This window comes from Paenibacillus andongensis, from assembly GCF_025369935.1.
GTDB lineage: Bacteria > Bacillota > Bacilli > Paenibacillales > NBRC-103111 > Paenibacillus_E > Paenibacillus_E andongensis.
Map to the genome: position 1 here is coordinate 2,099,480 of NZ_CP104467.1, position 22,542 is coordinate 2,122,021.

Below are 22,542 nucleotides of genomic sequence, written 5' to 3' on the forward strand. Positions count from 1 at the left end.
GCGAGCGCAAATGAAAACAAACAACCTGGAGCAGTGGCTCATCCATATTTTATTTATCTTGATTACATGTGCTTGTCTAATCCCGCTTATACTATTGTTTACGGCGTCCATTACGGATGAACAATCCATCATTCAACACGGGTATTCCCTATTCCCAACCAAGATCAGTTGGGAGGCTTACGACTTTTTGTTAAGGGACTCGAACACCATTTTACATGCGTATGGGGTGTCAATTCTGGTTACGGTCATCGGAACTGTTATAAGTCTTATCATCACGGCCTTATTAGCTTATCCCATTTCGAGAAGTGAAATGCCGTATCGTAACTTTTTATCCTTTTTCGTTTTCTTCACGATGTTGTTTAACGGCGGCTTAGTGCCAACTTATTTAGTCTATACGTATATCTTCGATATAAAGAATTCGTTATTAGCTTTAATCATTCCTAGCTTACTGCTCAACGCATTCTATGTCATTCTGATGCGAACCTTTTTCGCAACATCCATTCCAGCGCCGGTTATTGAATCCGCTTATATTGATGGAGCAGGAGAGTTCAAAATATTTTACAAGATTATTCTCCCTCTTTCTTTACCTGTGCTTGCCTCAGTAGGTCTATTTCAAACAATTGCTTACTGGAATGATTGGTTCAATGGTTTGATTTATATCACAGATAGCAAATATTATAGCATTCAAAATTTGCTGAACCGCATTCTGCTCGATATTCAATATTTGAAAAACTCAGCAGCCGATTCTGGTCAAGTAGGCGAGCTTGCTGCGATACCCAGTGAAAGTGTTCGTATGGCTATTGCGGTTATGGGAGTCATCCCTATTCTTGTGGCGTATCCGTTTTTCCAAAAGTACTTCGTTAAAGGACTTACGGTTGGTGCTGTAAAAGGATAAGGCTGTTTTCAGTTCCATACTGAATGCATATAAAAAAATATCAGGAGGTCATAGGTATGAGTTTGATAAAAAAATCCAAATGGGCAGTCGTGTTGGTGTTAGCCACAAGCATGGTTGTAGCAGGTTGTTCCAAGACATCAGATCCTGTCAAAGATCAAGGGGCCAAGCCAACAGTGAATGAAAGTCAACTGCCTCCATATGAAGTATCACTCGTATTTAGAGGCTCTAGTCAGAAAGATTTAAAAGAAGTAGAGCAAGCGATGAGCAAAATTACGAAGGAAAAAATGAATGCAACGGTAAAACTGGTTTCCATTGATTCAGCCGCTTGGGATCAACAATCAACACTGATGTTAGCGAGTAATGAAAAGGTAGACTTAATTTATACTCGTGCTCAAACGTATAGCTCACAAATTTCCAAGGGCCAACTTCTCTCCCTCGACGATTTACTGAAAAAGGCAGGGCCAGATATTCTTAAGGCTGTTGATCCGCAAATTATGGCTGCCACAAAGGTTAATGGCAAAACATATGGTGTTCCTAGTGTTAGGGATTTTGCTTCTTTTGCCAGTCTTGTTATGCGAAAGGATATTTTGGATAAATATAAAATTGATGCAACGAAAATTAAAAGCTTAGACGATTTAGAGTCTGCCTTCAAAACAATAAAAGAAGGCGAACCTAACATGACACTCTTAGGACCACTCCTGCCGGGAACGTCAATCATGGAGTACTATATGTTAGGTTCCATGGATGACTTAGGCAATGGTTTGGGTGTCATGCCAAATCTGGATGAACTCAAAGTGGTGAATTGGTATGAAACATCACAGTACGCCGAAGCTCTGAAAAGAGTAAGAAAATGGTACCAAGCAGGATACATTTCCAAAGATGCGGCAACAAGTAAAGAGAGCGGATATGATCTAGTCAAGGCGAACAAAGGATTTGGCCTCATTGTTAAAGGTAAACCGGGCATCGAATCGCAAGCTAGCGAACTTTCTGGCCAACCAATGGTCAGTGTAGATTTGACTCCCGCTATTTCTACAACCCGTAGTGTAACTGGTACGATGCTTTCCATTGCTAAGAATTCGGAAAATCCAGAGCGGGCGATGATGTTACTGAACTTATTGTATTCCGATAAACAACTGATTAATCTGTTAGCTTGGGGAATTGAAGGCAAGCACTATGTCAAAAAATCCGAGAATTCTATCGATTATCCGTCTGGAGTTACGGCAACGAATAGTGGTTATAATCTAAGACAGGGTTGGATGTTCGGAAACCAATTACTCAACTATTTATGGTCAACTGAAGATCCAGAAATTTGGAACAAAATGGCCAAATTTAACAAAGAGGCTAAGAAATCCAAAGCATTAGGCTTTACTTTCAATGTAGATCCAGTAAAAACAGAGACAGCCGCTTCGACGAATGTTATCAATCAGTACAAGATTGGTTTAGAGACAGGTACGATCGACCCTGAAATCAACTTGCCGAAGTTCATTGCGGCGCTGAAAGCTGCTGGGATTGATAAGATCGTTGCTGAAAAGCAAACGCAATTGGACGAATGGGCTAAAAGTAATAAATAGCATGTGAGTATGATGTGCCCAGTATGTTCGAACATAGTGGGCTTTTCAAAAAAAAAGACATCCCCTTAGGAAGTGAAATAATTGGCGTATAACAGTATTATTCTACGGCTTGAACTCATCCACGATCAGCTGACTTTTGGTGATGTAGCTTCCACGATCAGTCGATCAGGCGGAGATATCGTCTCCATCGACGTCATTCGTCACAGTCAAGAATCCTCCGTACGAGATATCACTGTACAAGTAGCTGATACGGCCGAGAAGCAGGTCATTGATTCCATAAAGTCATTGGATGGTGTTCAATTAATTAACGTATCCGACCGGGTATTCCTCGTGCACTTGGGAGGCAAAATTTCAATTCAGCCTAATCTTCCTATTAAGAATAGGGATGATTTATCTAGAGTATATACGCCTGGCGTAGCACGCGTTTGTATGGCCATTCATGAACAAAAAGATAAAGCATATTCATTGACCATAAAGAGAAATACCGTTGCAGTCGTGACAGATGGCACGGCTGTCTTAGGGCTAGGTGATATTGGACCTCATGCGGCAGCACCCGTAATGGAAGGAAAAGCTATGCTGTTCAAGCAGTTAGCAGGAGTCGATGCCTTCCCTATTTGCTTGGACACCAAAGACACCGATGAGCTTGTCAGTATCATCAAGGCAATGAGTCCGATATTTGGCGGAATCAACTTGGAGGACATCAGCTCGCCACGATGCTTTGAAATTGAACAGCGGCTATCGGAGGAATTGGATATCCCAGTCTTTCATGACGACCAGCACGGAACGGCTATTGTCGTCATAGCTGGACTATTGAATGCCTTGAAGGTTGTTGGCAAACGGATTGAGCATATTCGAATTGTCGTCAATGGCATCGGTGCAGCGGGAGTTTCTATTTGCAAGATGCTCTTAGCGGCAGGAGTTAAGCGGTTAGTCCCGGTTGATAAAGAGGGAGCCATAGTGAGAGGAGGCAGCTATCCAGATCATGCCATGTGGCAATGGTTGGCGCAACAACCACAAGTTGAGAATCAGAGTGGGAATTTACAAGAGGTTCTTCGCGGAGCAGATGTATTTATTGGCGTATCACGAGGCGGAGTTTTGAATGCTAACGACGTACAGACCATGTCGTCCGACCGAATTGTGTTTGCAATGGCCAATCCTAATCCTGAGATAGATCCGGAAGAAGCACTCCCTCATGTTCGTGTATTTGCAACCGGGCGGAGCGATTATCCTAATCAAATTAACAATGTATTGGTGTTTCCGGGGATTTTTAGAGGGGCTCTGGATTGTCGTGCACGAACAATTAATGAGCCGATGAAGCTAGCTGCTTCAAGAGCTATAGCATCTGTCGTATCCGAACGTGTGAATGAACAGTATATCATTCCTAGCATTTTTAACGAACAAGTTGTTGCTAGAGTAAGAAATTCTGTGATTGAAGCTGCGATATTGACAGGGACAGCTCGGCGGATTCCCCCCGATTTCAGATAAGAGATGAATTTTAAGAATTGCATGAATGGGAGGATAAAGATGAATGAGTATGAATGTAGCAATTAACGTATTTTCAGTAAATAAACAATTAAATGAAGATTACTTCGGCACCTTAGAGGGGTTAGCTCGAATCGGATACAGGTATGTGGAATTAATCGCTACGGATATGTCGAAAAAACGGTTCAGTGATACGATTACGGCTAAAGAACTTAAGAAGAAGCTGGCTAATTTGAATTTGACACCGATTGCTAGCCATGAAGGACTTGCTCCAGGTTTGAAGCTAGAAGACTTAAATTGGGAGTTTATCATTCCATACAATGTGGAAGTGGGTATCCAAAGAATTGTGCTTCCTTCTCTTCGAATAACAAGCCGTGAAGAAGCATTAAGAATGGCAGAGAAGTTAAACATAATTGGAACAAAATGTCATAATGAAGGGATTCAATTCTATATTCACAATCATGCTCTTGAGTTTAAGCCAGAAGGTGAAAGCACACTGTTTCATTTGTTGCTAGATCATACAGATCCAAAGTATTTGAAAGTAGAACTAGACTTGGCCTGGGTATTACGGGGAAATTGTGATCCGATTCATCTGCTGAATCAGTTAGGAGAACGGTGTGATCTTGTTCACCAACGAGACATCAACAAACACCTGAACTATCCTTTAAACATTTTTGAAGAACTAACTGAAGTGGATTACAAGTTAGCTTATCATGAGGTTCATATGAAATACAGGAAGCCTGATATGTTCGTAGACTTGGGCGCCGGATCTTTCGATTTCGAACGTGTCTATGGCAAAATCCAAGAACTTGGATATGTCAAATATACTATCGTAGAAAGTGATGGCGATCGAGAAGATAAATATAGAAGTCTGGAAAATGATTTAAAGCTATTGAAACAATATGTTGGTGACGAAGCGAGATACTAGCCGCTGGAATCCTTCAATAATGGAGTGTTACAACATGGAAACGATTAAAGTAGGAATAATTGGTACAGGATTTTCGGCAAATTTTCATATTGAATCACTTAGACGTATTCCGGGCGTAGAAATTGTTGCTATTGCCGGGAGCACACAGGAAAAGGCAAATTGCGTTGCTAACATTTACGGGATTCCGTTAGCCTATGGCAGCTACGAAGAAATGCTGTCCAATCCTCTTATCGAAGTAATTCATAATTGTACGCCAAATTTTCTTCATTTTGATATTAATAAATCAGCAATTTTAGCAGGCAAGGATCTGATGTCAGAGAAGCCGCTTGCAATGAACAGCTCCGAATCCGCGGAGTTAGTAGCGCTGGTGGAGAAAAACGAGATCATAAATGGCATTTGTTTTAACTACAGACATTTCCCAATGGTTATGCAGGCTAAGCAGATGGTACAAGATACCATCTGCGGCCAAGTACATTTAGTAACTGGAGGATATTTGCAAGATTGGCTGTTATACGATACAGATTACAGTTGGAGACTTGAGCCTGGCAAAAGCGGACCATCTAGAGCAATTGCAGATATTGGTTCTCATTGGTGTGATACCCTACAGTTTGTTCTTGGAAAACAAATAATCGAAGTGTTTGCTGATCTAAAGACAATTCATCCGACTAGGAAGAAGCCAATAACAAGTAGTACCACCTATGCGAAGGATGAGGATAGTGAGTACGAAGTTATAGATGTTAGCACGGAAGACTGTGGTTCGGTTTTAGTCCATTTTGAAGATGGAATAACAGGTGTATTTACCGTGTCCCAAGTAAGTGCCGGACGTAAAAATAAATTGCACTTTGAAATTTCAGCGTATGAATCAAGTTTATATTGGGACCAAGAGAATTCGAATCGATTATGGGAAGGCAAAAGGAACAGGCCTAATATAGAGATTTTACGTGATCCTTCGTTACTCTTACCTCAAGCCGCTGAGTTAGCTCATTTCCCAGGCGGACATCAAGAAGGATGGCCTGATGGATTCAAGAATCTGCTTATCGATTTCTATAATGAAGTTAAAAGGAAGAGAAGACAGCAGCATATCCAAGGAAATCCGCTATTTGCTTCTATTGCAGACGGACATCAGATCATGAAAATTATTGATGCTGTTTTGGAAAGCCATCGTACCAAAACTTGGGTGAAGATTGATAATTTTGATTAAGAGTAGGACTAGTTGAGAGGAGTTTAATAATTATGGGCAGTACACGCAAAATTAAAATCGGTGTCATCGGCGCAGGCAATATTGGTAATGTTCATATCAACGAATTCTTGAAGCTACCAGATGAGTGTGAAATTACAACCATTACGGATACGTATTTACCATTGGCAGAATCCCGAGCGCAAGAGCATGGAATTGGAAATGTTGCTAAAAGTCCGGAAGAGCTCATCGAAAGCATGGAAGTCGATGCGGTTATCATCGCCACACCGAATCAGTTCCATGCTCCATTGGCCATTCAGGCTATCGAGGCAGGAAAACATGTTTTACTGGAAAAGCCGATGGGTCTAAATCCTGAGAGCGCTCGTTATATTTTAGAGGTGAGCAATAAGTCAGACAACATTCTCATGGTAGCCCACCAAAGACGCTGGCAGTCAATTCCATTACAGATTAGAGAGCAGGTAGAAAGAGGCGAATTGGGGCGCATTTATACTGCAAAAGCTGGCTGGTTCCGGCGTAAAGGAATTCCAGGTTGGGGAACATGGTTTACACGTATGGACCAAGCCGGTGGAGGGCCTTTAATCGATATTGGTGTGCACATGTTAGATCTAGCGCTCTATCTTATGGGCAATCCGAAGCCGGTAACCGTATTTGGCTCAACATACGCGGAATTCGGACCTCAAAAGAAAGGGATTGGTAAATGGGGTAAGCCTAATTGGGATGGTGTTTTTGATGTGGAAGATTTGGCTACAGCATTGATCAAAATGGAGGATGGCAGCACTTTATCGCTCGATGTGAGTTGGGCAGCACATTTGGATACGGATAACCAACCATTCATTCATCTAATGGGTACAGAAGGTGGTGCAAGCTATAGAGGACCACATGGAAAGCTGTTTACAGAGAAGTTTGACCGACCAATCGATTTGGACCTATATACACCTGAGAACGATGAAGGTGATCGGATTCGGATGTGCCGTCACTTCTTGTCATGTATACGGGAAGGGAAAGAGCCAATTTGCTCTGCATTGAGTGGTTTCACGAATAACTTGGTACTGGATGCGATCTATGAATCTTCCCGTACGGGACATGAAGTCAAGCTTAAATGGAGTTAAGGCTCTAACTATATCAAGAAATAATTAGTTTTAATGACTTATTGCGCTCGCGATCTATTTTAAGTAGGTTATTTAAATTAGTGGAAACAAGAGTTGAATAATAAAAACTAGGCTGCCAGCGGATATTCTTTCTGAGGGCAGCCTTTGCTCACCTAGACGGCAGAAGAGTTGAATAGAAGGGTTTTCATATTCAAGGTATTTTCTTGTCGTGAATTTATCCGTCCCAATTCTCGTAATTGACAATCCGGTTCGTAAACCGATAGCTTGAATAGGGCTTCCTCTGCGCCCCTGCACAATTGCGACATATTTGTGTTCTAATATGTCGCTCTGAACGATTCATGGAGCTTCTCCTACTCGATATAATAATTACTATAACGAGCAGATTAGGAGAGTAATAGCATGATAAAAGCATCGGGAAGCGCACGAATGTACGAAAAAGGAAATTACGCTAACACCTATAAAGAAGTGCCAACAATAAATCCCGGATTAGCGTGGCGGGAAGGCATGATTAGCGGAAATGGCGAAAACGGGTATATCACGTCAGGTTCGCCGTATACGGACAGTTTTATTTTTCAATATATGTGGTATAACTATCCATCCCGAGATCCAAGAGTGATCCCGGAAGAATTAACAGGGCAGCTTGCCGATGCCAGATGGAATGTTTTTCATCTGAATGATCAATGGAAGGTTACTTTTTCGGACGGTAAAACGAGGGAAAGAACCTTTTTTTACAGCTACCATCCGGGACACCAGCTCAGATTGAGCTTGACGGATAAGGGAACCGTGTCCGGTTATGAAAGATGGACGAATTATGAGACGGCGGAAACTGGTGTGCGTTACACCGATGAATTCGGTGAGTGGATTCGAACCTCGTTTACATCGAGAGAAGACAATGTCTCAATTACGAAGATTGAACAATCCTCAGCCGGCGCAAAGATCAACATGATTATCTCCATTGACGACATCTCGGGTATGTACAAAGCGCGGGATGGCGCGTCAGAGATTTCGGCACTCCAATACAAAAAGCTGGTGGACCCGGATGCGGAATATATCGCACAGGTTGCCCATTACCCGTCCTATCCGGGCAGCGAGTTGATCGATGGGGGGTACGCCGGCCTAACTCAGGTTATTGTCGTTAATGGAACCAAGAAGAGAGTAGTGCTTGCTGACACGAACGAACCGATAAATGTTGGAACTGAGCGGAATCCTGCGATTCAAGTAATCGAAGCCGATGCCGTATATTTAATAACGGAATCGAACAGGACTTTTGATATGAGCAAAATCGAAGATTTTGCCGCTATGACGCGATACGCTTTAGTCGACAAGCTTTTCAAAAATACGAATGCGATAGCGGAAAAATATAAAGATCCCGACGGTAATTTCGATTATAACGCCGCCCTTGCGCCGCACGCTCAAAAACACTCCGCAGAATATAACGCTGTTTGTTTCACGCTTAAAGGCGACGAGGATGACAAGAGCGCAGACAATGTAACGCTAATCAACACACAAAAGGCATCCAAAACCAGAATCAATCATGCTTTTATGGAACAGGTGTACAAACAGGGACGATATGCCTTGATTTGCTGCAGCGGTTCAAGCGCACCACGCTTGTATGGAATGTGGACCGGGGAGTGGAATCCCGGCTGGCGCGCTATCTATACTCTAGACGCCAACGTGAATTTGCAGGTTTCCCCCATGAATACTAGCCACTTAACGCAAGCGCAGCTTGGGTATATCTCATTCTTCTTGAGAAATGCACCCGACTTCGAATACAATGCGCGAATGGCTTACGGGATGCATGATGCACTGCAGGTATCAGTAAACTCGGATATCGATCGCGGAATGCATGTGGAGTACGACAATGATTATCCATTTCAATACTGGAATGCTGGGGCAAGCTGGTGTTTGCTTCCCATTTTCGAGTATTGGCAGTGTTACGGCAACCGTCAGATTCCAATCCATGACAACATGAGAATCCATGATCTGAAACCGCTTCTCAGTGTAAAGGACGGTGGGCTGACGGATAAAGAATTCGGTCAATTAATCGAAAAGGGATATTTGGATCTGGAAAAGGATATTTTGCTTCCGCTGCTGACAAAGCAGGCTAATTTCTGGGAGCAGCTATGTACGCCGGAATATTATACGGATAAAAACGGTAATGCTTGCTATGAGAAAGGGAAGACAGCGCTAAATCCAGGCGAGAAATATATGTTGATCCCTACCTATTCGCCGGAGAATAACCCAATCGGTTACAACAGTACGATTACGGCAAATGCCACAATGGATATTTCGGCGGCGCGAGATGGTCTGTATATGGTCATTACCATGGAGAAAGCAATAAAGCGCGACGGATATGAAGACGCAGTTGCCAAATGGGAAGCGTTGCTGGCGCTGTTGCCGGATTATAAAGTCGATAAGGACGGCGCATTACGCGAATGGGCGATGAATGAATACACCGAAAATAACAATCACCGCCATTTGAGCCATCTCTACCTGGCATGGCCTGCGTATGAAACGCAGAACAATATGGATTTGATGAAAGCTGCCAATATCGCTGTTGAGAACAGAAATGAATATAATACAGGGGACGCGACAGCGGGGCACGGCTGGATGCACAAGGCTCTTGTTTACGCGAGGTTAAAAAACGGGGACGGGGTCGTCTCTTCACTTCTGCCGATGATGGCAGATTCCGGTTACTACACTTCCTTAATGACGGACCATGACACAAACAGAAGAAGCGATTGCTATTGCACGGATACGTTATTCGGTACTGTGGGAGCGGTAAATGAAGCGCTGCTATTTTCCAATACAGGTGAAATTGAAGTCCTTCCGGCGCTGCCTTCCGGATGGAAATCGGGGTCCATAAACGGATTGATGGCAAGGGCTCGATTGGAAATTAAAGAGTTAATATGGGACACCAACGTTGTACGTGTTACATTAAAATCAGTTGTAGATCATAATGAAATCAAATTAAAAGCAGGCATTCCGTGGATAAAAGCCATGGTTAACGCCCAAGAAACAAAGGCTCTTTGCGATGAATATGGTAAACATATTCGCTTAACGCTGCATTCCGGTTTAGACGTTACAGTTGAATTTATTTTGTCCGATAGTTGTGATGTTCAAGGTAGATAATTTTTGAATGAGGTGTACCAGGACGTTCCAAAAACAGCAAAGGCAGATCGAGGCTATGTTGAAATCATGTAAATAATTCAGGATAGCCTCGGTTTGTAATGTGTCTTCATTGGGATTTCACATTGAGATCAGAGGGCTTGCGTAAGGAGCGATATTCCCCTGCCGAGATATTGTAGTATTTCTTAAAGGCGGCACAAAAATGTTCCAGTGAAGAAAAACCGACATGTCGCGCTATTTCGCTAATGGACATTGAGGTCGTAGTAAGAAGGTGAACGGCAGCCGACATTCTTGCCTGGGTCTTTTTTTGCGTAAACGATATGCCAAAATACTGCCCGATTGTTCTCTCCGCCTGTCTGACGCTTAGCCCCAGTTTTTGAGCGAGCTTCTGTATAGTTAAATCTTGAAAGTTTGACCGAAAGCTGTCTTCAATGATAACGACTCTCTCGTCGTCTAAAGTTTTAAGCGGCATCGCAGAAGAGGTCGGAACATTGTTGGTGTAGTTTCTGACCAGCTTGATGACGATCTGCTCGATAATATGTTGAATCGTCAGGTAGCAGCCGATATACTGGTTGGTCGTTTCATAGGAGAGTTGCTCGAACAATTGCATCATATTCTGCATGTCCTGACCGAACCAAAAGGTTGTTTGAACGAATTGGTCTGCAATGAAGGAAAGATCCGGATCATCGTTATCCTGATTGGCCAACACTTCAAAGCATATGCAGTATTCCGCCATAGGGTCGGAAAGATCCGTAATTTGCTCGTGCACAATATCCGGGCCAGTCATGTAAAGTGTGCCAGGCTGTATCGGATATTGGCTGCCGTTTGCTACCAAAATCCCCTGTCCCCGAGGAATATAATGCAGTTCATAGCTTTTCATGCTATGGCTGTGTTCGAGAAAGGATTGATAAAAAATCCCGAATCTGACATACAGAAGGTTTAATAATAACCCGCCTAACGAAATTTTGAGGTTCATATTTTCGACACTAACTTTCGGGAGTTCCACTTGATCAATCCCTTCTTTGCAGATTCTTGGTTTTATTCCCTAAAAAGACCTCGAGATGTCCTCTACACTTCATTCCAATTTCTCGGCTGCCCTGGTAATACTCCCCTCGTTTGCAACAGCCAGAAAAATCTGCAAGTCTCGGATGTCCACTGTCGTTCCTCCGTTCAAGATATTGAAGATTTTAATGTTTGATATCATTTAGATTCATTTTACACGAGATCAACGGAGAGATACAATGAATTTAGAATGGGGATTATCTCATGGAGAATGCAGGAACTAAACATACGAAAATGTTTGAATCCACCAAGACCATGATAGGTGGACTTTGGTATGCTCATCATTGCAATGGGGATCGGACGTTTTTCATACATTTCCGTACTTCCATTGGTGCAATCACAAGCCCATCTTTCCGTCACGGAATCCGGGTATTTGGCCGGAAGTAATAACTTGGTTACCTTATTTCCGCTTTCAACTGGGCTTATGGGAATCGCTTCATCGTTTTTTTTGGTGGATGATTTTGCGTTTCTTGGCTGGTTTGACGCACCTTTACAAATGTTTCGAAATCCAGAAAGGACATGTCACATGAAACTATCCTATTTGAAAAAACTTCCCATCATGTTGCAGTTATCTTTACTGGGTTTATTAATTGTTATGGTTATGATTTCGATCATGTCTGTGAATTATTACCGTGCCGTCAATGTCGTAAAGAAGAATAACAGCGATTACATCAAAGGTGTTATTTCGCAACTGAACCAGTCCATTTCCTCGAATAGTAATGATATTAAAACAATTATGGAAACGATTGCCTACAACAAACAAACCGTACAAAATTTTTCTTCTGAGACAAATCCAGCCCAAAAGTTTGAAATGTACAACCAGTTAAAAGCTTATTTGTCAGATATGAGGAAAATGAAAAAGGCTATTCTGGATATTGTATTGGTTGAAAAAAACGGCGCCGTATTCAACCTCCTGGCCAATAAAGATGAACTCGCAGCAATTTCCCGGGAGATTCCGAGAAATAACTTGTCCTATTTTTTGGGGCATAAAATGATTGATTTATCTAATGCTAAAACAGCGGTATTGGTGGCGGGAGCACCTATCTATTCAACAACTGATTTTGAGGCCGGCAGAAGTGAACTTGGAACTCTGCTTTTGATAATGGACAATCGACTGCTCTTCGGCGACGGCAACCCTATCAATTTACCCGAGGGTGCCTTAATCTATATGGCTGATCGCAACGGAAGCCTCTTTTATACGAATGATGATTCAAGTAACCTGGGAGAGCCGATTCCAAAAGATAAATTGTTGAATTATAACCGTCAATATATGATTCAGAGAGAAGCTATTCCGGATATGGACGGTGAAATTGTTATTGCCATGCCGAATCGTGTGCTCCTCCATGGTCTTAACGATATCCGTCAACAGCAGCTTATCATGGTAGCCATCGCACTCGTTCTGATGGTCATTCCGCTTCTCATCGTAAGCAATAACATTCTTCAGCCTGTGAAGAAATTTATGAGGCTGATGGGAGAAATCAGTCTCGGTGAAAAAAAACATCTCAGCAAACGAATCGCAGTAGATGGTTATGCAGAAATGATTATTATGGCTTCTCGTTTCAATGAAATGTTGGCGGAAATTGAGAAGTTGACGGATCATTTGCTGGAAAGCAAGCGTGTCCTCTACGAGACGGAATTGATTAAACGGAGAGCGGAACTCAGCTTTTTGCAAAGCCAAATCAACCCCCATTTTTTATACAATACGCTGGAATCGATTAAAGGGCTTGCTGTGAGACAGAATTCTTCACAAATATTCGAACTTACAAAAGCGCTCTCCTTGTTTTTTCGTTACAGTATCAAGGGACCCGATATGATTTCGCTGGAAGAAGAATTGAGCATTATTAAAAACTATATCTTCATTCATCAAATCCGGTTTGGGAATCGATTACAAGTGGAATATGACATTCGCACGGAATGCCTTGGATGTCTTGTCCCAAAAATGATCCTTCAACCCATCGTGGAGAACGCCATCAAACATGGTATTGAGCCGCTCGAACGAACCGGATTATTGGTCATTAAAGGAAATAGGCACGGGGAGAACCTGCATCTCTCCGTAGAAGATAACGGTACAGGAATAAGTTCGGGAAAATTAAAGGAGATTAATCAATCGATTGAACGAAGATCTGAAACTGATGACTATGATAGTGATTCCAAATCCGGCATCGGACTGGCGAATGTTCATGACAGAATCCGCATCAACTTCGGAGATCCATACGGAATCAGGATGACAAGCAGTCTCTTATGCGGAACAACAGTCTCGCTTACAATTCCAGTCAGGGGTGAAGGTCATGTATAAAGTTTTAATTGTGGACGATGAGGAATTGGTTATAGATAGCCTGAAGGCTACAGTGGATTGGACGGAATGCGGTTATGAGGTTATCGGATATGCACTAAGTGGGGAGGAGGCCATGGAAGCCGTAAAACAACTTCATCCTGATGTGATTTTTTCCGATATCAAGATGCCTGGAATGAACGGGCTAGAACTAAAAAAACGATTGGACGACGCCGGTATATCCGCCAAATTTGTAGTCGTGAGCGGTCTGGCGGAATTTGCCCTCGTTCAGAAAGCGATCCAGAACGGCATATCCGGTTATTGCCTGAAACCTTTCGACGAGATGGAAATCATGGGGTATTTGAAAAAACTCAAACGGGAATTGGACGCCCGTCGTCTGCTGCCTGAAGGGGAAATCCTTGATTTGATCGAAAGCGGAACGCCAGAGGCGATCACAAGATTGCGGCATGAGTTGGCTTTGGCGGGAATAGTCGGGTCCGGTAAAGATGACTTGCGCATTATGCTAACAGTAAGAAGGGAGAGGCTGCCGATCCATGAAAAAACACCTTGCCTGACGGTGCGTGTCGGTTACCGCAAGTTTATTTACGTGATGTCGGACAGAGATGCGGCTGTATTCATGTCCGGCTTATCTTCCGAGAGCCGTGATTTCTTGAAGGGAATCGGGTTCAGCAAAAAGGGAGTCGGACCGGAGGGAATTGCGCAGGCTATCCAGGATGCAGAGCATCAAGCCTATCAATATTTCACTTTAGCCGAAACGTACACATGGGAAGGCTCATGGAAAACGAATGATTTGAAGTCTGCTTTTATTGTGTTGACTGAAGGAAACAATCAGGCGGCATTAGCGGAACAGTTGGATCCCCTGTTATCGATGTTTCAGAGCGGTCTTCTTAATATCCGGCATGCCTTGTTGTTGTATAACGATTGCATATCGCAATTATGCCGAATGAGCAGGGAATTGGACGATTTATACCTCATTTCGATCGAACAATTGGCAGATCAGTTTAAAGATGTCCGGGATATGATTCATTATCTGAAACATTTGTTCCTGGAGGAGCGGACCGAATATCAGCATGTTTTCATGCAGCACGGACGCAGTAATACATTCTCTGCCATGCTGAAATACATCAACGATCACTTCAGCGAGGACATTACTATTCTAGGCTTGAGTAACCAATTCAACTTTCACCCCAAATATATCTCGCAATTATTCCGAAAGGAACTGGATAAAACCTTTATCGAATACTTAACCGGTCTGCGAATGAACCGCGCTTCCGTGCTACTCAGGTCAAGCTCCATTCCGATCTACGAAATTGCAGATCAGGTAGGATGTAAGGATTATTTTTCTTTCAGTAAATTGTTCAAAAAAACGATGGGCATTTCACCCAAAACTTATCGAAACCAGAACGGATCCTTTTCGACTCCTGAATAAAGGAGTTTTTTTCTTTTCTATTACCTGGAACTTGTTCCTGAGTTAGATTTTCGTCATAATTCGACTCATAATCGAAAAAAGTTGTTTGTAAGTAAACAAAACCCTTGCTGAATGACATACCCCTGAGAAAGCGCTTCCTCTATACTAAAGTTATAGACGAGATAAGGAGGCGATAGAGATGCAAAACACAGTAAGTCACACGAAATACAGCAAGCGTTTGGGGGCAGAGGTCAACCGTCGCCGATGGCAGGAGGTTATCAAGCATAAGTACTTCTACTTGATGGTATTCCCTACGGTGCTGTTCTTTCTGATCTTCGCGTATGTGCCAATGTACGGCGTGATCTTGGCTTTTAAGGATTTCAATTATTCTCTGGGCATCATGAACAGTCCATGGAATAACTTTCAAAACTTTCGGGATGTGCTGGGCGATCCGAAATTCCTGCATGCGTTCAACAACACCTTGTTTATCAGCTTCGGGCGTTTGCTTATCGAATTTCCGATTCCCATCGTATTGGCGATCCTGCTGAATGAAATGCGACACAGAAGATTGAAGCGAATCTATCAAACCGTATTTACATTTCCGCATTTCATTAGCTGGGTTGTGTTAAGCGGAATCATAACGAGTATCCTGAGCGATCAGGGCGTGCTCAATCAGATCCTGCAGCTATTCGGGTGGGGGAAAAATACGATCCTGATCCACGACGGAAGTTTTCTGGCGCTGCTGTTCACGTCGAACATATGGAAAGAAGCAGGCTGGTCCTCCATTATTTATCTGGCAGCCATCGCCGGTATCAATCCCGAGCTTTATGAGGCGGCGGCCATAGACGGCGCAAACCGTTATCAGCAAATGAAGGCGATTACATGGCCGGTGATTCGTACCACGGCAGCTATTCTACTTATTCTGGCAGTCGGCGGTATTATGAATGGCGGATTCGACCAGATCTTCAATTTGTATAACCCAGCCGTTTATGAACGCGCCGATATTCTCGATACCTACGTGTATCGCAGCGCTTTTGTAGACGCAACGGGGTTCGGCTATTCCACTACGGTTGGTTTACTGAAATCCGTCATCAGTTGCTTGTTGCTTTTCGGATCAAACCTTTTTGTGAAACATGTTATGAAGGAGGGGGGCCTCTATTGAAACGGTTATCAGTTTCCAATGCGCTGGTCGCGATCATCCTGGGGCTGTGCGCGATCGCGGCTGTATTCCCATTTTATCAAACGCTCGTTCTGTCCTTCTCTACCATATTAGACTGGAAAGCCGGAGGAGTCACGTTGTTTCCGAGATCCATTGATCTCTCTTCGTATCGGTATATTTTTCATGAAGGCAAGGTGGTCAATGGTTTGCTTATATCGGTCATCGTGACCGTGTTAGGCACATTGGTGAATTTGGTAGTAACGACGACAGGCGCTTACGCGTTATCCAAGAATTCGATGCCAGGCCGAAACGTGATCCTTACTTGCATCATCTTTACGATGTTTTTTTCAGGCGGTCTTATTCCCTATTATTTGACGATTCAAGCCCTGCACTTGCAGAATAATTTGCTTGTCATGGTATTACCGGTCGCTGTAAACGCCTTCAACCTAATCCTGATGAAGAATTTCTTTGGAACCATTAGCCCTGCTCTTGAAGAGTCGGCCAAGATTGACGGGGCCAACGATCTGAGTATCCTCATCCGCATCGTCATGCCCGTTTCGTTGCCGATCATGGCGACTATGACCTTGTTTTATGCGGTTGATCGTTGGAATGAATGGTGGCTCCCGATGTTGTTTATCAACGATGCGAACTTGCATCCCTTGCAGCTTGTATTAAGAGACACGATAACCAATATGAGTCATTCGATGAATAGCGCGATAGGTCAACAGCTAGCCGCACAAATGCCAAACGTTTACCCAGAAGCAGTGAAGTCAGCGATGATCATCGTCTCCGCCCTTCCCATAGTAATGGTTTATCCATTTGTACAGAAACACTTCAATGCGGGAGTCATGATCGGTTCTGTGAAGGAGTGATAATAATGGCTTCGGCCTTTATTATAGATATCTTGAGTTTCAAAAAAACAAGGAGGGTTTTCAGAGTGAAGATGTTCAAACAAAGAGTACTAGTATCCTCGGCGCTGCTTCTGCTTGCAGGGATGGTGCTATCCGCCTGCGGTAATGGGGAGAGCAAGTCAACCACATCCCCGAGCACTACGCCACAGAAGTCAGATGCAAAGGCAATGGACAAGCAATTGGAGCTCAGTATTGCAGCCTGGGACATCCAGACGAGCTTTGATAAGCCTAATGCAAAAAACGATGCGATCTATAACGACATCGCCAAGAAATTCAACATTACTATCAAGCCCGTACAGGTTACCTGGAACGACTGGACGGAAAAAGTGAAGGTTTGGGCTGCGTCCAATCAGCTTCCTGACATGTTCGCCAACCCGATCGCTACGGACAATACCGCATTGTACACAACATGGGCGAAGCAAGGTGTCATCAAGGCGCTCCCTGATGATCTGAGTGCATATCCGAATTTGAAGAAGCTCATGTCGACGCCGGCCGTACAACCGCTCAAAGTGGATGGGAAATTCTACATGATTCCACGCAACAGCGGTGATGACACACCTATCACATTTACACGGCCGATCCGTTACCGGAAGGATTGGGCGGAGCAAGCCGGCTTTACGTCAGCGCCCAAGAGCTTTGAGGATTTCGCAGCCATGACCAAGGCCGTCATGAAACAGCATCCCGGCATTGCCGGCTTGTCGGTTAACAATAAAGACTATCTCCTGACCCAATTTCTTGGAAGCTTCCCTGAATTTGAAGTTCCCAACAGCTGGGTGAAAGAAGATGGCAAGTGGATTCCGGCCTTCACGTCCCCCAAAACCTATACCGGCATTGGGCAGCTTCGGTCGCTCTATGCTGACAGTATCCTGGACAAAGACTTCGCTATTCAAAAAGACGGCGATGGTGTAAACAAGTTCCTGTCGGGTCAAAGCTTTGCGCTGTACGGGCTTGAAAATGTTACTGACGCTAACGTAGATCAATTCAAAAAAGCAAATCCGGGTGTAGAGCCTTCCAAGGCAGTGAGTTATCTGGATATGTGGCCGGCAGCCGACGGCAAACACTATTATTTCAATTTAACTCCTTATTGGTCCGAGACGTTTTTCCCGGGCTCTCTGAGCGACGAAAAGTTTGATCGGGCGCTTCGCTTGATGGATTACCTGGTGTCAGAGAAGTTCCAGATCCTCAGGGATAATGGAATTGAGAACATCGATTATAAAGTAGATAACGGGCAGTTCGTTTCTCTGCTCAAAGAAGGCGAAAATCTTGGCGACAAATACCCGGCCACATGGGGTATCGGTTGGGTTGGGGCATGGGGCAACAGCTTTTATCGCGGTCAAACCGTTCTGTCAAACAAACCAGATGTAGCGGCACTTCAAAAGGTTCAAATCGATACGAACAAAAACCGTGCAAAAGAGTATACGCCAGTGCCCGTCAACTTTGATATCTTCCTGATGTCGACACCGGCCAAAAATAAACTGGGCGGGCTGAACTCCAATATCATGGATGACGTCGTGAAAGTGATCTTGAGCAAAGACGACCCGGTTGCACAGTGGAAAGAAATCGTCAAGGGATATGATGCCAAAGGCGTGCAAGAAGCGATTAAAGAAGTGAACGATGAGGCAGCCAAGAGAAACATTAAGTAATAATTAAATTTCAATGACAAAGCGGTGACGCAGGGAAGCTTCCGAACTTATAGATACCATGTTTGCGAAGCTTCCTTCGTGTCAAGTTTCGTATTCAAGCATCTCCGAGTTAAACCTGTGAGAGGGGGGGATTAACAAAGTTTAGCTTAGGATAACTAAGATTGAGTAGGATTGCTAATTTTTGAAAAAAGAAGGAGTGAAAGAAATGTTTAAAGGTCTGTTTTTGATCAGAAGTAAAAAAAGGTTTAATGCGTTATTTTTGTTGATGGCGATGTTAGTATCTTTCATCCCAATTTTCCCGACAAATGTTCAAGCGGCTACTACTTTGAAGACCTATCCGGCCCCCTCGGGTACCACATTGTCCACTGACTTTACCGTAAAAGTGCGTGTGCCGGGTGGCACTTGGCAGGATCTGGACGAGTATCAAACGAGGATCGGTGCGCCGAACAGAGCTACTTTTGCCTCATTTGTTTACTTCGATACCGATGGTCCAGTAGATCTATCTGTGACCTATAATGCCGGAACGGTAACAACGGCTACCGTCAAGCCTAACAACCTTGGTATTACTCCTGCCATCAGCGGCAATACCATGACCTTTAGTATTTCCGGTCCTCAGAAGCTTGTCTTTGATGTGAACGGCAATGTGGACAATGATCTGATGATTTTTGCCAACCCGGTAGAAGTGAATCCTCCAAGTCCTACTGATCCCAATGTCATTTACCTGGGTCCCGGTGTTTATAATCAGACTTACAACCTCTCTAGCGGTCAGACGCTTTACATTGCCGGCGGAGCGGTCGTCAGAGGCGGTGTGAATCTAAACAATGCCACGAATGCCAAGGTTATCGGGCGCGGTGTTATTGAAAGCTCACCAGATGCCGCCGTTTATCTCAGTTTTGCCAACAATGTCACTCTTGACGGTGTCATCCTCAACAGATTCAATGCCGGTATTCAAATTGGAAATTCCACCAACGTCACCGTAAATAATGTGAAATTAATGGCTTACCTGAAATGGACCGATGGTATCGATAATTTCTGCTCTACGAATGTTTCTATCAATGACGTATTTGTTCGCTCAGGTGATGATTCTATTGCTGTATACGCTTCTCGTTTCGGATACTCAGGAAATTCGTCCAATATCAGTGTCACCAACTCGATTCTCATGCCGGGAAAAGCCCATCCGATCAATATCGGAACCCATGGCAATCCGGGTGCTGAAGGTGGTGGCGATAACATTGATACACTCAACTTTTCGAATCTGGACATCTTGACGTACAACACGGCAGCTGCCGGTTTACCATTAGCCATTTCCTTCACCGCCAGCGATGGCAGTCTGATCTCCGATGCCAATTTCACGGATATTCGGATAGACGACGCCGTTGTAAATAAGTTCATCGATGTCATTACTTTTAAAAATCCGGGTTACGGCCTTGCAGTGGGGCGTGGAATCAATAACGTCTACTTCAAGAATATCTCCTATAACGGCACGAATACCAACGCGAACCAAATTTACGGCACTAGCTCCACTCAATTGACTCAGAACGTTACATTTGAAAATTTGACCGTAAACGGGACTCCGGTTTTGTCTGCCAGTGCCGGGAATATTACAATCGGCAACTATGCCAACAACATTAATTTCATCACTTCCGGCGGTACTCCGCCGTCAACGACACCGATTCCGCATTATACTCCAATCAATCTGGCCTTGAATCGGACCGCCAGCGCGGATAGCTCGCAGGCAGGCAATCCGGCTTCCAGCGGAAACGACAGTAACGATACGACGACCCGCTGGTCTGCGAATGATGGAAATACCGGTCATTCGTGGACGGTAGACCTTGGCTCCAGCAAGAATATCACCCACGGAACTCAGGTAAAGTGGCAGAACGCAGGCGGCGGATATCAATACAAGATTGAAACCTCAAATGACAATACCAACTGGAAATTAAAGGTCGACAAAACTTCGAATACTAGCACGGATCAGGTTCAATCCGATGTCTTCTACGATACCGCTCGTTATGTCCGTATTACCGTGACCGGACTGCCAAGCGGTGCGAATGCCAGCTTCTACGATTTCAAGGTGTTTGGAGATCAAGCCAATCTTGCGTTGAACAAGACTGCAAGTAGCGATAGCTCGCAGTCATCCAATCCAGCCTCCTTCGGGGCAGACGGCAATGCTGCAACCCGCTGGATTGCGAATGATGCCAATACCGGCCATTCGTTGACGGTAGACCTTGGAGCAAGCATGAATATCACCAATGGTACCCAGGTGGCGTGGGAGAAGAGCGGCGTATATCAATACAAGATTGAAAAATCAACGGATAATACCAACTGGACTACCGTCATTGACAAGACGGCCAATTCCAGCACGGACCAGGTTCAAAACGATTACTTTACCGGTATCGCCCGGTATGTCCGTATTACCGTGACTGGATTGCCAAGCGGTGCGAATGCCAGTATCTACGATTTCAAAATATTTGGAGATCCAACGAACCTAGCATTGAACAAGGCCTCAAGCAGCGATAGCTCCCAGACAACGAATCCGGCCAGCAATGGTAACGACGGCAATATGACAACCAACTGGACGGCGAATGACGGAAGTACTGGCCACTGGTGGATGGTAGACCTTGGCACAACCATGAATATCACCAATGGTATCCAGGTGATGTGGCAACAGCCTAGTTCCATCTATTTGTATAAGATTGAAACCTCAACGGATAATATTAATTGGACGACAGTGATTGACCGGACTGTCAATCTCAGCAATGCCCAGGTCTACAACCAGTACTTTACCGGCACCGCCCGTTATGTCCGTGTTACCTCGACCGGTTTGCCAAGCGGTGCTAATGCGAGCATCAACGAGTTCAAGGTGTTTGGATTCCCCAATACTTATGTGAACGATACAGACTCCAACATTGTTTACAACGGCAGCTGGAGCTACTCCGGTGGCAGAAGTTTAGGCGATCATCAGGATGATGTTCACTATACGACGACGAACAATGCCTCGGCCGAATACACATTTACGGGAAGAGGAGTCGATTATATTACTGAAAAGAACAGCGATCAGGGCCAAGTGGATATTTACATCGACGGGGTTTACCAGACGACAGTGGATTGCAGCAGTTCGACCAGATTGGCGCAGCAATTGGTATACAGCATTACGGGTCTGGCAAGCGGGACGCATACGATAAAAGTTGTCAAAAAAACGGGTACGTATATGCTTGTCGATGCCTTTAATCCTAACAATAACATCTTTGATCCCAATGCCTACTACACCTTCAAGAACCATACGGACGGTTTGGCAATGAGCGGAGGAGGCGGCTCGAACGGGTCCAATGTCACGGAGACGTCGAATACAACCAGCACCAATTCGCAATGGCAGATCACCGATCTGGGCAACGGTTACTTCAAAATCAAGAATCGTACGGACGGACTGGTGTTGAACGGAGGTGGCGGCACGAACGGGTCCAATGTCACGGAGTGGTCGGATATCACCAGCAACAATCTGCAGTGGCAGATCACCGATCTGGGCAACGGTTACTACAAGATCAAGAATCATACGGACGGAAAGGTGTTGAACGGAGGCAGCGGCACGGAAGGATCCAACGTCACGGAGTGGTCGGATATCACCAGCAACAATCTGCAGTGGCAGATCAGCAAAGCAAATTAATTTAGAATATTTCAGTTGCTTCAGCGGTAAAGAGTTTGCAATTTTTTTCATGGTAGGAAATTGATCAAGCTGCGAAACGCTAATGCGACT

The 22,542-nt window shown here is 44.2% G+C and carries 15 protein-coding genes; 13 read left to right on the forward strand and 2 right to left on the reverse strand.

Annotated elements, in window-relative coordinates:
- Positions 1-10: 10 nt before the first annotated feature.
- The 7 genes from NYR53_RS09670 to NYR53_RS09700 all read left to right on the forward strand — a co-directional run bounded on the left by NYR53_RS09670 (position 11) and on the right by NYR53_RS09700 (position 10,315).
- On the forward strand, positions 11-895 hold the full coding sequence (locus NYR53_RS09670; RefSeq protein ID WP_261304969.1) for a carbohydrate ABC transporter permease: 885 nt from the start codon (positions 11-13) through the stop codon (positions 893-895).
- Positions 896-951: 56 nt separating this feature from the next.
- A complete protein-coding gene (locus NYR53_RS09675; protein WP_261304970.1) occupies positions 952-2,466 on the forward strand; it encodes an ABC transporter substrate-binding protein in 1,515 nt (504 codons plus the stop codon).
- 81 nt (positions 2,467-2,547) lie between these two features.
- Positions 2,548-3,951 (forward strand): NAD-dependent malic enzyme, encoded by a 1,404-nt coding sequence (locus tag NYR53_RS09680; protein ID WP_261304971.1) that lies wholly within the window; start codon positions 2,548-2,550, stop codon positions 3,949-3,951.
- 43 nt (positions 3,952-3,994) lie between these two features.
- Positions 3,995-4,876 carry a sugar phosphate isomerase/epimerase family protein gene (locus NYR53_RS09685; RefSeq protein ID WP_261304972.1) on the forward strand — a complete coding sequence of 294 codons (882 nt, stop codon included), beginning with the start codon at positions 3,995-3,997 and terminating at the stop codon, positions 4,874-4,876.
- Positions 4,877-4,910: 34 nt separating this feature from the next.
- Positions 4,911-6,077: a Gfo/Idh/MocA family protein gene (locus tag NYR53_RS09690; protein ID WP_261304973.1), complete on the forward strand. Its 1,167-nt coding sequence runs from the start codon at positions 4,911-4,913 to the stop codon at positions 6,075-6,077.
- Between the two features lie 32 nt (positions 6,078-6,109).
- Positions 6,110-7,183: a Gfo/Idh/MocA family protein gene (locus NYR53_RS09695; RefSeq protein WP_261304974.1), complete on the forward strand. Its 1,074-nt coding sequence runs from the start codon at positions 6,110-6,112 to the stop codon at positions 7,181-7,183.
- Between the two features lie 399 nt (positions 7,184-7,582).
- A complete protein-coding gene (locus tag NYR53_RS09700; RefSeq protein ID WP_261304975.1) occupies positions 7,583-10,315 on the forward strand; it encodes a glycosyl hydrolase family 95 catalytic domain-containing protein in 2,733 nt (910 codons plus the stop codon).
- Between the two features lie 106 nt (positions 10,316-10,421).
- Here the strand turns inward: NYR53_RS09700 and NYR53_RS09705 are convergent, their stop codons facing one another.
- Together NYR53_RS09705 and NYR53_RS34410 are read right to left on the reverse strand one after the other, a co-directional pair.
- The gene (locus NYR53_RS09705) at positions 10,422-11,288 is read right to left on the reverse strand and encodes an AraC family transcriptional regulator (RefSeq protein WP_261306312.1); all 867 of its coding nucleotides are present in this window, start codon (positions 11,286-11,288) and stop codon (positions 10,422-10,424) included.
- Between the two features lie 99 nt (positions 11,289-11,387).
- The gene (locus tag NYR53_RS34410; protein ID WP_367618636.1) at positions 11,388-11,516 is read right to left on the reverse strand and encodes a LysR family transcriptional regulator; all 129 of its coding nucleotides are present in this window, start codon (positions 11,514-11,516) and stop codon (positions 11,388-11,390) included.
- Positions 11,517-11,648: 132 nt separating this feature from the next.
- Between NYR53_RS34410 and NYR53_RS09710 the strand changes: the two genes are divergently transcribed.
- The 6 genes from NYR53_RS09710 to NYR53_RS09735 all read left to right on the forward strand — a co-directional run bounded on the left by NYR53_RS09710 (position 11,649) and on the right by NYR53_RS09735 (position 22,452).
- Positions 11,649-13,670 (forward strand): sensor histidine kinase, encoded by a 2,022-nt coding sequence (locus NYR53_RS09710; RefSeq protein ID WP_261304976.1) that lies wholly within the window; start codon positions 11,649-11,651, stop codon positions 13,668-13,670.
- Positions 13,663-15,096, forward strand: a complete 1,434-nt coding sequence (locus tag NYR53_RS09715; protein ID WP_261304977.1) for a response regulator — start codon at positions 13,663-13,665, stop codon at positions 15,094-15,096. The genes NYR53_RS09710 and NYR53_RS09715 overlap by 8 nt, the downstream gene beginning before the upstream one ends.
- A gap of 178 nt (positions 15,097-15,274) precedes the next feature.
- A complete protein-coding gene (locus NYR53_RS09720; protein WP_261304978.1) occupies positions 15,275-16,237 on the forward strand; it encodes an ABC transporter permease in 963 nt (320 codons plus the stop codon).
- Positions 16,234-17,106, forward strand: a complete 873-nt coding sequence (locus NYR53_RS09725) for a carbohydrate ABC transporter permease (protein WP_261304979.1) — start codon at positions 16,234-16,236, stop codon at positions 17,104-17,106. Before NYR53_RS09720 ends, NYR53_RS09725 begins: the two co-directional genes overlap by 4 nt.
- A gap of 71 nt (positions 17,107-17,177) precedes the next feature.
- Positions 17,178-18,788: an extracellular solute-binding protein gene (locus NYR53_RS09730; RefSeq protein WP_261306313.1), complete on the forward strand. Its 1,611-nt coding sequence runs from the start codon at positions 17,178-17,180 to the stop codon at positions 18,786-18,788.
- Positions 18,789-18,993: 205 nt separating this feature from the next.
- A complete protein-coding gene (locus tag NYR53_RS09735; protein WP_261304980.1) occupies positions 18,994-22,452 on the forward strand; it encodes a discoidin domain-containing protein in 3,459 nt (1,152 codons plus the stop codon).
- Positions 22,453-22,542: the final 90 nt, after the last annotated feature.

Coding starts and splice junctions, on each gene's coding strand:
- NYR53_RS09670 (WP_261304969.1), top strand. CDS start 11: ATGAAAACAAACAACCTGGAGCAGTGGCTCATCCATATTTTATTTATC.
- NYR53_RS09675 (WP_261304970.1), top strand. CDS start 952: ATGAGTTTGATAAAAAAATCCAAATGGGCAGTCGTGTTGGTGTTAGCC.
- NYR53_RS09685 (WP_261304972.1), top strand. CDS start 3,995: ATGAGTATGAATGTAGCAATTAACGTATTTTCAGTAAATAAACAATTA.
- NYR53_RS09690 (WP_261304973.1), top strand. CDS start 4,911: ATGGAAACGATTAAAGTAGGAATAATTGGTACAGGATTTTCGGCAAAT.
- NYR53_RS09695 (WP_261304974.1), top strand. CDS start 6,110: ATGGGCAGTACACGCAAAATTAAAATCGGTGTCATCGGCGCAGGCAAT.
- NYR53_RS09700 (WP_261304975.1), top strand. CDS start 7,583: ATGATAAAAGCATCGGGAAGCGCACGAATGTACGAAAAAGGAAATTAC.
- NYR53_RS09705 (WP_261306312.1), bottom strand. CDS start 11,288: ATGAACCTCAAAATTTCGTTAGGCGGGTTATTATTAAACCTTCTGTAT.
- NYR53_RS34410 (WP_367618636.1), bottom strand. CDS start 11,516: ATGATATCAAACATTAAAATCTTCAATATCTTGAACGGAGGAACGACA.
- NYR53_RS09710 (WP_261304976.1), top strand. CDS start 11,649: ATGCTCATCATTGCAATGGGGATCGGACGTTTTTCATACATTTCCGTA.
- NYR53_RS09715 (WP_261304977.1), top strand. CDS start 13,663: ATGTATAAAGTTTTAATTGTGGACGATGAGGAATTGGTTATAGATAGC.
- NYR53_RS09720 (WP_261304978.1), top strand. CDS start 15,275: ATGCAAAACACAGTAAGTCACACGAAATACAGCAAGCGTTTGGGGGCA.
- NYR53_RS09730 (WP_261306313.1), top strand. CDS start 17,178: ATGTTCAAACAAAGAGTACTAGTATCCTCGGCGCTGCTTCTGCTTGCA.
- NYR53_RS09735 (WP_261304980.1), top strand. CDS start 18,994: ATGTTTAAAGGTCTGTTTTTGATCAGAAGTAAAAAAAGGTTTAATGCG.